Raw genomic sequence first — 13,368 nt, 5'->3', positions numbered from 1 at the left:
CACACTATGGCTGGCAACACCTTTGGCAAGCTTTTTACCTTAAGTACCTTCGGCGAAAGTCATGGTATTGCAATCGGCGGCGTGATCGACGGTTGTCCTCCTGGTTTAGAAATTAGCGAAGCGGATCTGCAGATAGATTTAGACCGACGTAAGCCTGGAACATCGCGCTACACCACTGCGCGTCGTGAAGAAGACGAAGTACAAATTTTATCTGGAGTGTTTGAGGGTAAAACAACGGGTACCAGTATTGGTTTACTGATCAAAAATACCGACCAGCGCAGTAACGATTACTCAAAAATAAAAGATACTTTTCGTCCAGGCCACGCTGATTATACCTATCAGCAAAAATACGGACTGCGAGATTATCGAGGTGGTGGTCGTTCTTCAGCCCGTGAAACGGCAATTCGTGTTGCCGCGGGTGGAGTGGCAAAAAAGTATTTGAAAACACATTTAGGTATTGAAGTACGTGGTTATTTGTCGCAACTTGGGCCGATTAAAATCGATAAAGTGGACCACAGCATTACCAACTCTAATCCATTTTTCTGCCCAGATGAGAGTAAATTAGACGCATTGGATGAATACATGCGTGAATTGCGCAAACAGGGAGATTCTATTGGGGCGAAAGTTTCAGTAGTCGCAACGAATATGCCGGTAGGATTAGGCGAACCTATATTCGATCGTTTAGATGCAGATTTAGCCCATGCGATGATGGGGATAAACGCAGTTAAAGGCGTTGAGGTTGGGGATGGTTTTGCAACCGTAGAGCAAAAAGGAAGTGAACATCGTGATTTGATGTCCAGCGATGGTTTTAAATCAAACCGTTCAGGTGGTGTATTGGGGGGGATTTCAAGTGGACAAGATCTAGTCGTACATATGGCTCTTAAGCCCACATCGAGTATTAGCGTGCCCGGAGAAAGTATTGATATTCATGGTCAAAGCGCCGAGGTTATCACTAAAGGTCGACATGACCCATGCGTTGGTATTAGAGCTGTGCCAATCGCTGAAGCGATGATGGCGTTGGTATTGATGGATCATTATCTGCGTCATCGTGGTCAAAATGCTGACGTGCAATCTATGACGCCTGTTATTCCCGCCCAAGCTAAATAGGCTTTTTGGTGGTATCTACTCAGGCAGCATTTTCCAGAGGTAATTTGGTGATGCTGTCTTTGACCTTCTTTTTATATTTTGGCCAACTCGGCGTTCTGGTGCCCTATTTAGGGGTTTTTCTTGATGGTCGCGGTTTTAGCTCCGAAGAAATAGGCGAACTGTTCGCGCTGATCACCTTGATGCGTATTATTGGGCCTAATTTATTTGCGTCCTTTGCAGATAGAACGGGAAAATCTCTGCGGATACTGCAGTTTGGCTCTTTTTTAACCTTCGCTACTTTTTGCTCAATTTTTTGGCTAAATAGTTTCTGGGGACTGACCCTCGCATTTGGTCTGATGATGCTTTTTTTTACCGCCATAGCACCCCAAACTGAGGTCATCACGCTAAGCAGCGTGCGTGGAGATGCAACTAAATATAGCCATGTGCGTCTGTGGGGGAGTGTTGGCTTTATTGTACTCACCGTATTAGCTGGCAAACTCATCGATGTGTTCTCTAGCGAAGCGCCGATTTACATTAGTGGCGTGGTATTACTGAGTTTATTTTTAATTACCTTGGGATTAAAAGAAGCATCAACCTCAGAAAATAAACAAACATCAGAACACTCCATCTGGCAAAAGGTACGCAGTAAAGTTTTCATTGGCTTTATTTTATCATCCATATGCATACAAATAAGCTTCGGGCCATATTATAGCTTTTTTGCTCTGTACGCCCGAGACCTCAATTATAGTGGTCAAGAAACAGGGGCCTTAATTGCGTTGGGCGTGGCAGCTGAAGTCGTAATTTTTTTATTGGCAGGGAGGTTAATTAACCGCTTTGGTATTAAATGGACACTCTTGATTAGTACGCTGCTTACTGCTTTACGTTGGTATTTATTAGCTATAGCAGCACAGTATTGGCCGACGTTAGTTATTAGCCAACTATTACATGCCTTTAGTTTCGGTTTAATTCACGCTGCATCAATTAATTTCATCCATCATTTCTTCGGAGGGCAATTTCGAAGTCAGGGACAAGCACTGTACACGAGTATTGGATTTGGCATTGGTGGTGCGGCTGGTAATTATGCGGCAGGTTTAATATGGCAACAGGGGCAGGGGGCGGAATTGGCTTTTACTTTGGCCACTGGGTTTGCCTTATTAGGCGCTGTGTTGGTGGCGTGTATTCCAAGTCGTCTTATGTCCAAATAATTACGCTATTTCACCTGCTGAAATTATGGAATATGGTGGTGATTTTAACATTTTTTTTACATGCGGTTTATTTTGTATGTATTTGATTTGATATTGATAAAGAAGGTCTTGTTAGACCAGTAGAAGTGATAAAAAATGTTGACGTAGGTGTGAACAATGGTATCCTAATTGCGCTTGAAAGTACGTTTGATATTTATGCACACTGTTTCGATGTTCCATTGTAGTACCTCGTCTTGTATATCATAAGTAATAGCAACACGCTTCAGCAAACCTCGCCTTGAAAAAGGTTTTTAATTACTCTTGAAAATATAGGAAAAGACTATGTCTACTACTACTGGTACAGTTAAATGGTTCAACGAATCTAAAGGTTTTGGTTTCATTCAGCAAGAAAATGGTCCTGACGTATTTGCTCACTTCCGTGCAATTACTGGTACTGGCTTCAAAACTCTAGCTGAAGGCCAAAAAGTTGAGTTCACTGTAACTCAAGGCCAAAAAGGTCCTCAAGCAGAGAATATCGTAGTACTTTAATTCAAGCTTGCTTGATTGAATACGAATTCCAAAAAAAGGCAAACTTATAGTTTGCCTTTTTTTATGCCTGACATTTAGCATGATAAATGTCAGGCATTGTTTACTTTGCTGTTGTTATTGAGCCTTGAGGTAAAGCGCAATTTTGATAAAAAAGCTAACTCAACGGATGCTAAATTGTTAGCTCGCCCTTAATATTACTGACTAATTTGCATTTCATTTCAGCGGTGCTTAAATCTTTACTTAACAAATAATGTAGTTTTGCTAAAGCGGCTTCGGGCGTCATATCGCCGCCTGACAATACGCCAACATCTTGCAAGACGTTGCCGTTAGCATAACCAGACATGTTGACCTTACCTCTCAAGCACTGAGTGCAATTTACTATCAAAATACCGTTATCATTCGCCTTTTTCAGCTCGTTTATTAATGCTGCGTTTTGCGGCGCATTTCCTACTCCGTAACTGAGTAAAATAAGGGCTTTAACGGGCTGCTGAAGAATATTGCGTATTACCTCCGCACTTATCCCTGGGTACAAACTAACTACGCCTACCGGCTGGGGGGTTACGTTGCTTACCACAAGTGGCTGCTGACTGATGGGGGTAACATTACCTGCTTTTACTTCGATATTAATACCGGCCTTTAGCAACATGGGAAAGTTAGGGGAACCAAAAGCATCAAAACCATCGGCGTCTAACTTACGGCTGCGATTGCCGCGGAACAATTTATTATTAAAATACAAACCAACTTCAGGGATTGGATAGTTAGCGGCTAGATACAATGCATTTAATAGATTTTCTTGGCCGTCAGAGCGCAACTGAGCTAACGGAATTTGTGAACCTGTGACGATCACCGGTTTACCTAGGTTTTCTAACATAAAAGACAATACCGAGGCGGTATAGGCCATAGTGTCAGTGCCATGAAGAATAATAAACCCATCGTAATCTTGATAATTCCGTTGAATATCGTCGGCGATCTGCTGCCAATCTCTGGGGCTCATATCAGCAGAGTCTATCAAACTCTCATATTCGTTAATGGTAAAGTCAGGCATTTCATGGCGATGAAATTCTGGCATATTCGCTATGGTTTCTGATAAGAATCCAGCTGCGGGGACATAACCTTTTGAGGAAGGACGCATCCCTATGGTACCGCCAGTATAGGCGACGTAAATTTGTTTCTTCAAAGCGAATACTCTTATTATCTTAATCAGCGGAATTGTAACGCAAGTAGAGCGATAATATCTGCTAACAATGTATTCGCTGTTTGTGGCTAAAATTCACTTGGATAAATCGTCCGAGCTGCTTGCGTTTCAAAGCGCGCCAGTAGCTTAGAAAATACAGGCTCCCCTAATAATATATCTAGATCACTCATCAATTGAGCAACATCACCATGTGGTGCATTACAACAAAGCTGATACTGGCGGATAAGCTTAGTCAGTGAGGTCTGATGTTCGCTGGTTAATATATTATTGGCAACAACGAAAAAATACGCGCTACCCCAATAAGCAGATGGGTATTGCTTTTGACTCATCAAACGCCTAGCGATAGATGCGGGGGGCAAGTCGCTTTTAAACCACTTTAGATGTGGCGCAATTTTCTTTTGGTAATTTTCATCAATCGTGCCATTTAGCACACCTGCATTTTCCATTACTTGGTATTGCATGAAGCTGGCAAACCCTTCGGCAAGCCAAGCGTAATTTCCCCCAAGATAAGGTATAGCTAAGTGGCTGATCTCATGATAAATAGTCCAATCGTTAATGAATTTTTCTAGCTGAAACCGACTATCGACATGTAAGTAGATGCGCTGTGGGTTGTCTCTGCGTGTGTAAGCCCAAGGCACAGGTTGATTGGACTTCTTTGGCACCAAATGGAAAATCAATCGGCTCGGATACACGCCCAAAGTATCCCGCGTTGCGTTAACGCCTACTTTCACCCACTGTTTCAATTTGTCTTTATCAGCAGGACTAAACCGCTTAAAGCCATGTATTTCAAATTGGTCGAATTCGCCGGAATTAATTTTTTTTATTCTATCTTCTACTTGTTGTACCCATAATTCTTGGCTGTCTGGATAAACTGGCTCAGCACCCAAATTTATATTTAAAAACATGAAAAGCACAGATAAGCAGCCATAGGAATAACGCGAAACGCTTTTATGTGAAGCGCTTTGCGTGTCATTCGAAAGCAGGGCTAACCACATTGGCTTTAGATTCATGTAAATTCAGCTAAGGCAACGACTAAACATCTGTATCGCCATATGATAGCAATTGAGCGCTATAGCGGGATCGTATCTGTCTCCTTCATCGCGCATAAATGCATGTTGGGCGTTTAGCTCATGCCAAGTGTAATTCAGATCATTGTCTTGCATGGTAGTGCGTATCAGGTCTCTTCCCTCACGAGATACGTGTGGGTCTTGTTTACCGAAGATCATGCATAGTTCAGCCTTTATTTTAGGACATTGGCTTAACGAGTCGTTGCCGTGATCGCAGGGCAGTGTGTTGGAGTGAATGTCTGTTGGATACAAACAAAATGCACCGTCAATTCTTGGGTTTAATGCAGCTCTAAATGCCAGATGGCCGCCAATGCAGACTCCCATGCTGCCGATCTTACCGTTGCAGTAGGTCTGTTTTTCCATAAAATTTATCAGGCTTTGAGTATCGCCGTCGTGTTGCTCTAACTTTTTTGCGAATTTATCAGCATTACCTTTATCTTTTCCTACATCGTCATAAGCAAGTACCGTTCCCATCGGATTTAACTCATGAAACACTTCTGGTACCAACACAACAAAACCATGACCAGCGAGTAATTTTGCGCTGCGAGTAATGGGCGCGGTTTCTTGAAATATTTCTGAGTAAAAAATAATACTAGGATAAGAGCCTTCGTCCAGAGGGCGATAGATGGAAGTTTGCATATCGCCACTGGGGGTTGAAATAATTTTTTGCTGGGATTGAATGATCATGGCTCACTGAAATCGTTAGAGAATGGATGAAGGTAAGAGTAAAGGAAGCGGGTCTATCTTTGAAGAAAAAGATGGTTACGACTGTGCAGGATCCTATTAAAGCTGATACATTAGCGCCGCCAAAATAAACTAACAGGAGTAAAACGATGTTTAACGTAAATGAATATTTTGAGGGTAACGTAAAGTCTATCGCATTCGATACAGCCGTAGGTAACTCTACGTTAGGTGTAATGGCGCCTGGTGAGTATGAGTTTGCTACTTCACAACATGAAACGATGAGTGTTGTGAGTGGTACTATGACCGTTTTGTTACCTGGCGCCAGTGATTGGAAAACCTTTACGGCTGGCCAAGTATTTACCGTTGATGCAAACGTGAAGTTTAAAGCCCAAGTATCTGTTAACACTGCCTATCTTTGTGATTATATTTAACCTATGTTGTGATAGGTGAGTATTTAGCATGCAAAAAACCGTTAAGAAGCTAGATAACAATGTGATTAAAGCTCTGACTAATGTCTGTGAGCTTGCTAAACGAAAAGTATCAGGCTTTCAATGGATTACCCATACAGCCAGTTATGATCGGTTTCCGGCTAGCTTAACGGTAATTTGCGTGTTTGATACGCAAGCGTCTCTTGAACAAGCCAATGTAGAAGAGCAAGATATCTATTTACGACGTCAGATCCAAACTCAATTATTGAAAGTGGGAATTAAGTTAAAGGATGCAAGGCATCACGTACGTTTTGACACTGAGCAGGCTTGTGAAGCACAAAATAATGGCAACTGGCAACTGCGTATAAAGACTCACTAACGTTCATTACACGTAGAGCAGATATAATCCAATGTTTAAATTTTGGTATAAAGAATTTCCGCAATATCCGTCTGATCATCCAGATTACTGGCGAGTACGGCTAATTATTCATGCGTTATTGATTGTTAGCTGCTATTTTTTCATCCTCACCATGACGAATTTAGTGGCGTTCAGTAATTATACATTTGCAATGCTCGATGGAGCGGGATTATTAATATCATTAGGTATTTACGTTTGCTTTCGTAAAACTGAAAAAGTAGATTGGGCCGCATGGGCTGTGACGATTTTAATTACGTCAATTGTACTGCTATTCGTTATGTCTGCAGGTGGATATAGACATTCTTTGTTTTGGGCAACTATTATCCCCCCTGTTGCATTTTTTCTTCTTGGCAAAAAGTGGGGGAGCTGGGTTAGCTTCTTTGCTTTTTCAGTTTGCATCTTTCTGGGTTATCGGCAATATTTGTCACCGCAAACGGGAACCTACGGATTCGCAGCTTTGTTGAACGTTATCGAAGTGAGTGCCGCTCATATATTGTTATTTCGCTTCTATGAGCATACTCGATCGTCGGCTTACCGACAGTTGGCTTTTCGTAACGCAGATATTCTTAGAATGGCGGAAACTGATAAGTTAACCGGCCTCTATAACAGAGAAAAATTGGATTACGTACTCGCTCAATTAATACAGATAAAATCGGATACTAATGGGTTAAGCGTGATGATTCTGGACATTGATCACTTTAAGCGCATCAATGATCAATACGGTCATCTAGAAGGGGATAGGGTACTCACTTCCTTAGCTATTGAATTACAGCAGTCAATGCGAGATGAAGATATTGTTGCTCGCTGGGGCGGAGAGGAGTTTGTGGTTGTTTGCGTTAATGCTTCACTGACTACGGCAATGGCACTGGCTCAACGTTTACGCGCCAATATTGCGAATAAGACTATTTCCGGTAAGCACTTAACGATCAGTGTGGGAGTAGCACAACGTCAGTTGGATGATAACGCAGAGTCTTTGTTAGACCGAGCAGATACTGCACTTTACAAAGCTAAGCGAGACGGCAGAAATAGAGTGTTAGCCGCCTTATAACGATATTAATATCCGAAGTGATTAATACCAACACACGTAATTTTTATGCCTTGAAAATTAATTCAGGAAGAACCTGTGAAGCAAAATAATATTATACCAAATGTACGTTTTCGCTTTTTAAATTTAGATAAAATGCAGGCATTTACGCTTTCTAGGGAAGTAGAAGGAGCATCTTATCGTGAATTAGCGGTAGCAGGCCGATACGAAGGTAGTGTGGACTTAAAAGAGCAGCGTTTGGATGCATTGAATATATTTTTTGTGCGTCAGCAAATCGCTATAGACGAATGTGATATTTTCGTCAGTGCTAATTTACCATATCAAGATAGTGTTGTGGTGACACCAAGTATAGTGAATAGATTACTTAAGCATATTGATTGTCAATTGACCTTTTCAATAGTGGACTGCGATTAGTCATGCTTTATCGCAATACACTACAATACCCACAATCATTAAGGTTTTTTATTCGCTAACCGCTCAATGATATCTTTGTGCTGAGGAAACTGTATAAGTAGTTCATCTCGACTAACGTCAATCATGTCCTCTGCTTCCCATCCAGGTGCGACAGCCTCACTGACCAGACCATAAGTTCCAGTTGTCAATTCAGCAGCTTTGTAGGTACCACCTGGAACCGCGAGCTGAAGTTGCTGACCATTTTGAATATCGGGACCAACCACCACTTTTTCATAGCGCCCATCAGGGTAAATCATGTGATATGTAATGGGGGAACCCATATGATAAAACTCAATGCCGTCAGAATATTTGGTGTGAAAATGATCAACGTTATTATCATCAGTCAACATGTAAAAGATGGCTGTCATGGTTGTTCTATCACCGCGAGATGTGGCGACTTTGTCCCTATGCTGGGCTTTGAACGTTTGGCGAAAATAACCACCCTCAAAATGATGAGATAAATTGAGTTGTGAAATAACTTGCTCTTTTGTGAGTGCAGGAACTTCCTGGTTGGCTTCAATATCTGTTGAGGTAAACGCTACGCTCGTTATCAACCCCAATGCCATTAGTGGATTGTAAATCTTGAATTTAGGCCATATTTTAAAGGAAGTATGATTCTGCATGTCGTTCATTTTACTCTTTTGTTAGCGTTTAATTAATTCACTTAAAAAGTTTACTGGATCAGGAAAGTGGGTTGACTGCTTCATCTAGAGTTACGGTTTTTGCATCCACTCGGTCGATGATTTTTATAATCGTGGTTTGCACCGTTTCATCTTTACGGATATCACTGGTGCTATTGAAACTTTCAACCATTGGCTCTGCCGCTTCTTGTTCTATAAAACCTACTTCAACCTTAGTCGCTAGCTCAGCACTGGGGCCAAAATAGCAGATACTTATCATTGGATAACCGTGAAAGCCGCGCTTGACACGCTTATCAATGCGCTTATGTGCTTTGTCTAAATTCATTTTATTTACTCGTTTCTCAGTCAATAAACTGTTGGTTAAAATGTTACGATTTGCTCAGCGCTTATTATATTCAATATAACCTTGTCAGTCGCTGGGTTAATCACTTTATTATTCGCGTCTTTAAATTGTAGTAACACACGTCTAGATTACCGTTACCTTTAAAATGAAAAAATTCATTACCGAGTGTTCGACCACCGCTTAAGCGAGAGGCCACAGCATCTGAGTATTCATTTTGAACTTGTACATGAATACGATCTTGCGAGGGGATATCCTTGGCTAGTTTAGCCCATACTATACCTGTACGCTTAGTTGGATCTTCAATAACACCACTAGGGATGTTAACGGATGCTCTTTTAATGCGTTGCACATGCTCCATGCCGTAAATGACTTTGCCGAGCACGCTCATATTTCTATCAAGGTGACGCGGCGCCTGGCCGATAGTAATATAAAACTCTGTGCTAGCCGTATCGAGGCCGTTGTTTCGACCCATAGCAACGACGCCGAGACAATGCACAAGCCATTCTTGATTGGTTCGCGGATCGCGACCTGCTGCAAAACCGTGTAAAAAACCTGTTTGCGGTGCCATAAAATCAGGTGATTGCACTAACATAAATTCTTCTGGAGATGCATTTTCACTTACTGAGCGACTTGTTTCTGCGGGGAGCTGTTTGCTATATTTATGTTGTTTACGTTCATTCACATCGCCGCCTTGGGCAACAAATCCGTCGATAACACGATAAAAATCGAGCCCGTCATAAAACTTATCGATAACTAGGTTTTTAAACTGTGCAACATTGATAGGCGACATAAAAGGGGCGAGCTCCATAATCACCAGACCAGTGTCGAGCTGCATATAGATTAAGTTGTCGCTGTCAGGATCGCGCCATTCTTCTTGAGAGTGGTGTGTGTTGTTTGATATGACATTTGGCTCAAGAGTCTCTTCTGCCTGAGTCGTAAAGGCAGATGTACAAATGAACACACTTAGAAAAGCGATAAATCGAATATTAGTACTCATTGTAAGCATTATTATTATTTGAGTGAGTGGTATGACTGCGACTATAGAAACAAAAAACTCGCCAATTGGCGAGTCTTGTTTTGACGAAGCTATAACATAAGTTGCTTAGCTTTATTTAACTTCAACACCGGCGGCTTGTTTGTCTGCATGGTAACTCGAACGTACCATAGGCCCACATGCTGCATGAGTGAAGCCAATTTCTTTAGCAATTACACCGAGTTCATCAAACTCTGTTGGATGAACATAGCGTTTTAATGGAAAGTGATGCTTGCTTGGCTGTAAATACTGACCCAAGGTAAGCATTTCTACATTGTGAGCACGTAGGTCTTTAAGTACTAAAGCAATTTCTTCTTTGTTCTCGCCCATACCCATCATCAAACCAGACTTGGTTGGAATATCAGGATGCTGTTCTTTAAATTTCTTTAGAAGATCAAGAGACCATTGATAGTTAGCCCCGGGGCGGCACTCGCGGTATAAGCGTGGAATGGTTTCTAAATTATGGTTGAACACATCTGGCACGCCATTCTTTAAAATTTCTAATGCGGTGTCCATACGACCGCGAAAATCAGGCACCAACACTTCAATTTTCGTGCTAGGACTATGCTCACGGATAGCATTGATACAATCAACAAAGTGTTGCGCACCACCGTCACGTAAGTCATCTCGGTCGACTGATGTGATAACGACGTATTTTAGCCCCATTTCAGCAATGGTTTTCGCCAGTTTAATTGGCTCTTCAGCACTTGGTGGTAATGGTTTACCATGCGCGACATCGCAAAACGGACAACGGCGCGTACATATGTCACCCAGTATCATAAAGGTTGCAGTACCGTGATTAAAACATTCTGCTAAGTTAGGGCAACTGGCTTCTTCGCAGACTGAGTGCAAATTATTTTTGCGCAAGGTCTTTTTGATATGATCTATGCGATCTGTTGTACGCGGCAGCCTGATTTTGATCCACTCAGGCTTGCGTAACATCTCTGCCTTTTCAGTCGGCATGATAGTGATCGGAATATGTTTTACTTTTTCATCATCCCGGAGTTTCACTCCGGCTTGTGGACGTGCGTTACTCATCAAAACCTTCTTTGTTTTCGACGCTTGCAATACCAAGCAATGAACATAATTTTTCGGCGATAGCGGGGCCAGCAACAGCTAAGCTGTTAGGGCCACCTAATTGAGTGCAATCTACCATTTCTAGACCAGCATAACCACAAGGATTGATACGCTGAAATGGCGTTAAATCCATATTTACGTTGAGTGCCAAACCGTGAAATGAGCATCCTCTGCGAATACGTAGTCCGATCGAGCAGACTTTTTTGCTATCAACATACACACCCGGCGCATCAGCGCGAGGGTAGGCATCAATAGCATAATCTTTAAGTGTTTCAACTATACAGCTTTCTAGCGCAGTGACTAATGTGCGCACACCTAAAGAGTGGCGTTTTAAATTAAGTAACACATACATCATTTGCTGGCCAGGACCGTGATAAGTCACTTGTCCCCCGCGGTCTACCTTAACCACTGGAATGTCACCTGGAGCGAGTAAATGCTCTTCTTTACCGGCTTGGCCTTGGGTGAATACCGGATCATGCTCAACTAACCAAATCTCGTCTGGACTTTGAGCGTCACGTGTATCAGTAAATTCTTGCATCGCTTGCCAAATTGGCAAATATGCTTGGCGGCCAAGTTGGCGAAGAATAAAGGGAGCTGTGTTGTTCAAACCTTTAGGGTGTCCTGTTTCAGAAAAAGCATGGTGCTTAAAGCACCATGCGCACTAATTCCAGTTTGGATAACTCCGTGTAAATGGTTTCCATATGGTCTTTGCTGGTTACGCGCACACTGATAGACAACGAATGATAGTTGCCTTTTGAGCTTGCTTTAACACGTGGCAAGTAATCGCCAGGAGCGTGATTTTGTAAACAGTTAACTACGTGATCGGGTAAAGATTCATCTGCGACGCCCAATATTTTGAACGTTTGGTGGCAGGGAAAATCGAGTAGTTTATCAAATTGAGTATCCATAATGTCTTTTTCAGTGTTCCTTAGCTATCAAAACCAAGCTGCAGTTTTACGAAGTCAACAAGGCGGTCAATCATGCCACCTTCTTTTACTTCTTGTAATGTAACCAAAGGATATTCGGCTACGTCTTCACCGTCCAATTGCAAAAACAATTTCCCCACTACTTCGCCTTTGGCAAGTGGTGCTTCAAGTTTTTTATCTAATTCGAAATTAGCTTCTAAATTTTTACTTTGGCCGCGAGGAATAGTAATGGGGGTATCTTGCGAGATACCAAGATCGACTGTTTCTTTATCGCCCATAAATATACGGTGTGAAACGAAGCTCTCGCCCGCTTTATAAGGGGTGATTGTTTCATAAAATCTAAAGCCATATTTAAGCAGCTTTTTATTTTCTACTTTACGTGCTCGTTCGCTATCTGCCCCCATGACTACTGCGATCAAGCGCATGTCACCTTGTGTTGCAGAAGACACCAAACTGTATCCCGCATCAGAGGTATGACCTGTCTTAATACCGTCAACATTCAAGCTTTTATCCCACAACAAACCATTACGATTGTACTGCTTAATATTGTTGTAGGTGAATTCTTTCTGACTGTAAACCTTATATTCTTTAGGCACATCGGTAATCAGTGCGCGGGCCAAAATCGCCATATCGCGTGGAGAGGTGTAATGATCGCCGTCTTGTAGACCGTGACTGTTAACAAAATGTGTTGAGGTCATACCCAATTTTTCAGCATGTAAGTTCATCATGCTGGCGAAGGCATCTTCACTACCGGCGATGTGTTCTGCCATAGCAACGCAGGCATCATTACCAGATTGCACTATAATGCCGCGGTTCAAATCACCCACAGAAATTTGGGTGCCTACCTCGATAAACATCTTAGATGAATCAGGGAAGTTTTTAGCCCAAGCATTTTCAGATATTGTCACCATGTCAGTATCTTTTAGATTGCCATTGGCAATCTCTTTACCGATAACATAACTGGTCATCATTTTTGTCAAACTAGCAGGTGGAATTTGAATGTCGGCGTTTTGTTCCGCTATCACTTTGCCTGTTTGATAATCAATTAAAATAAAGCCTTTAGCTGAAACGGTTGGTGCATCGGGTATAATTACCGCAGCACTAGCTGTATGAGAGAAAAAGGAAAGGGATAAGCAGCTAAATACCGCTAAAATTAGTGTCTTGGTGTTTCGCATGTACCTACCGTAAAGTGTTTATTTGTTAAGAATGTAGAAATGATGTGTCGTGTCTAAACCGACG

17 protein-coding genes are annotated in these 13,368 nt (G+C 42.0%); 7 read left to right on the top strand and 10 right to left on the bottom strand.

The window, feature by feature from the left end; genetic code table 11:
• The first annotated feature begins 6 nt into the window (after positions 1-6).
• The 3 genes from aroC to GQS54_RS06635 all read left to right on the top strand — a co-directional run bounded on the left by aroC (position 7) and on the right by GQS54_RS06635 (position 2,819).
• Positions 7-1,107: a chorismate synthase gene (aroC, locus tag GQS54_RS06645; protein ID WP_166423226.1), complete on the top strand. Its 1,101-nt coding sequence runs from the start codon at positions 7-9 to the stop codon at positions 1,105-1,107.
• Between the two features lie 8 nt (positions 1,108-1,115).
• Positions 1,116-2,291 (top strand): MFS transporter, encoded by a 1,176-nt coding sequence (locus tag GQS54_RS06640; RefSeq protein ID WP_166423225.1) that lies wholly within the window; start codon positions 1,116-1,118, stop codon positions 2,289-2,291.
• A gap of 321 nt (positions 2,292-2,612) precedes the next feature.
• Positions 2,613-2,819, top strand: a complete 207-nt coding sequence (locus tag GQS54_RS06635) for a cold-shock protein (protein WP_006994582.1) — start codon at positions 2,613-2,615, stop codon at positions 2,817-2,819.
• Positions 2,820-2,988: 169 nt separating this feature from the next.
• On the opposite strand, the gene ansA is transcribed toward GQS54_RS06635, so the two are convergent.
• The 3 genes from ansA to GQS54_RS06620 form a co-directional block, all read right to left on the bottom strand.
• Positions 2,989-3,996 carry an asparaginase gene (gene ansA, locus GQS54_RS06630; protein ID WP_166423224.1) on the bottom strand — a complete coding sequence of 336 codons (1,008 nt, stop codon included), beginning with the start codon at positions 3,994-3,996 and terminating at the stop codon, positions 2,989-2,991.
• 86 nt (positions 3,997-4,082) lie between these two features.
• Positions 4,083-4,919, bottom strand: coding sequence for a hypothetical protein (locus GQS54_RS06625; protein ID WP_205967652.1), 837 nt, complete (start codon positions 4,917-4,919; stop codon positions 4,083-4,085).
• Between the two features lie 111 nt (positions 4,920-5,030).
• Positions 5,031-5,768, bottom strand: a complete 738-nt coding sequence (locus GQS54_RS06620; protein ID WP_166423223.1) for a dienelactone hydrolase family protein — start codon at positions 5,766-5,768, stop codon at positions 5,031-5,033.
• A gap of 146 nt (positions 5,769-5,914) precedes the next feature.
• Between GQS54_RS06620 and GQS54_RS06615 the strand changes: the two genes are divergently transcribed.
• The 4 genes from GQS54_RS06615 (at position 5,915) to GQS54_RS06600 (ending at position 8,070) form a co-directional block, all read left to right on the top strand.
• Entirely contained in the window at positions 5,915-6,196 is a 282-nt protein-coding gene (locus GQS54_RS06615; protein ID WP_166423222.1) for a pyrimidine/purine nucleoside phosphorylase, read from the top strand.
• Positions 6,197-6,224: 28 nt separating this feature from the next.
• Positions 6,225-6,572: a Fis family transcriptional regulator gene (locus GQS54_RS06610; RefSeq protein ID WP_166423221.1), complete on the top strand. Its 348-nt coding sequence runs from the start codon at positions 6,225-6,227 to the stop codon at positions 6,570-6,572.
• Between the two features lie 31 nt (positions 6,573-6,603).
• On the top strand, positions 6,604-7,659 hold the full coding sequence (locus GQS54_RS06605; RefSeq protein WP_166423220.1) for a GGDEF domain-containing protein: 1,056 nt from the start codon (positions 6,604-6,606) through the stop codon (positions 7,657-7,659).
• Positions 7,660-7,734: 75 nt separating this feature from the next.
• On the top strand, positions 7,735-8,070 hold the full coding sequence (locus GQS54_RS06600) for a hypothetical protein (RefSeq protein WP_346766554.1): 336 nt from the start codon (positions 7,735-7,737) through the stop codon (positions 8,068-8,070).
• A 38-nt stretch (positions 8,071-8,108) separates the two neighbouring features.
• On the opposite strand, the gene GQS54_RS06595 is transcribed toward GQS54_RS06600, so the two are convergent.
• The 7 genes from GQS54_RS06595 to GQS54_RS06565 form a co-directional block, all read right to left on the bottom strand.
• A complete protein-coding gene (locus GQS54_RS06595) occupies positions 8,109-8,732 on the bottom strand; it encodes a cupin domain-containing protein (protein WP_166423328.1) in 624 nt (207 codons plus the stop codon).
• A gap of 58 nt (positions 8,733-8,790) precedes the next feature.
• Positions 8,791-9,075 (bottom strand): hypothetical protein, encoded by a 285-nt coding sequence (locus tag GQS54_RS06590; RefSeq protein WP_166423219.1) that lies wholly within the window; start codon positions 9,073-9,075, stop codon positions 8,791-8,793.
• A 100-nt stretch (positions 9,076-9,175) separates the two neighbouring features.
• A complete protein-coding gene (locus GQS54_RS06585) occupies positions 9,176-10,090 on the bottom strand; it encodes a peptidylprolyl isomerase (RefSeq protein ID WP_166423218.1) in 915 nt (304 codons plus the stop codon).
• A gap of 111 nt (positions 10,091-10,201) precedes the next feature.
• Positions 10,202-11,164, bottom strand: a complete 963-nt coding sequence (lipA, locus tag GQS54_RS06580) for a lipoyl synthase (protein WP_166423217.1) — start codon at positions 11,162-11,164, stop codon at positions 10,202-10,204.
• Positions 11,157-11,810 (bottom strand): lipoyl(octanoyl) transferase LipB, encoded by a 654-nt coding sequence (gene lipB, locus GQS54_RS06575; protein WP_166423216.1) that lies wholly within the window; start codon positions 11,808-11,810, stop codon positions 11,157-11,159. The genes lipA and lipB overlap by 8 nt, the downstream gene beginning before the upstream one ends.
• A 37-nt stretch (positions 11,811-11,847) precedes the next feature.
• Complete coding sequence (gene ybeD / locus GQS54_RS06570) at positions 11,848-12,114, bottom strand: DUF493 family protein YbeD (RefSeq protein WP_346766558.1); 267 nt, start codon at positions 12,112-12,114, stop codon at positions 11,848-11,850.
• Between the two features lie 17 nt (positions 12,115-12,131).
• Positions 12,132-13,304 carry a serine hydrolase gene (locus tag GQS54_RS06565; RefSeq protein WP_166423214.1) on the bottom strand — a complete coding sequence of 391 codons (1,173 nt, stop codon included), beginning with the start codon at positions 13,302-13,304 and terminating at the stop codon, positions 12,132-12,134.
• Between the last annotated feature and the right edge of the window lie 64 nt (positions 13,305-13,368).

It is taken from the genome of Paraglaciecola sp. 20A4, from assembly GCF_011378905.1.
Lineage (GTDB): Bacteria > Pseudomonadota > Gammaproteobacteria > Enterobacterales > Alteromonadaceae > Paraglaciecola.
Note: the sequence above shows the minus strand (reverse complement) of the source record. Positions and strands in the feature narration are given on the sequence as shown.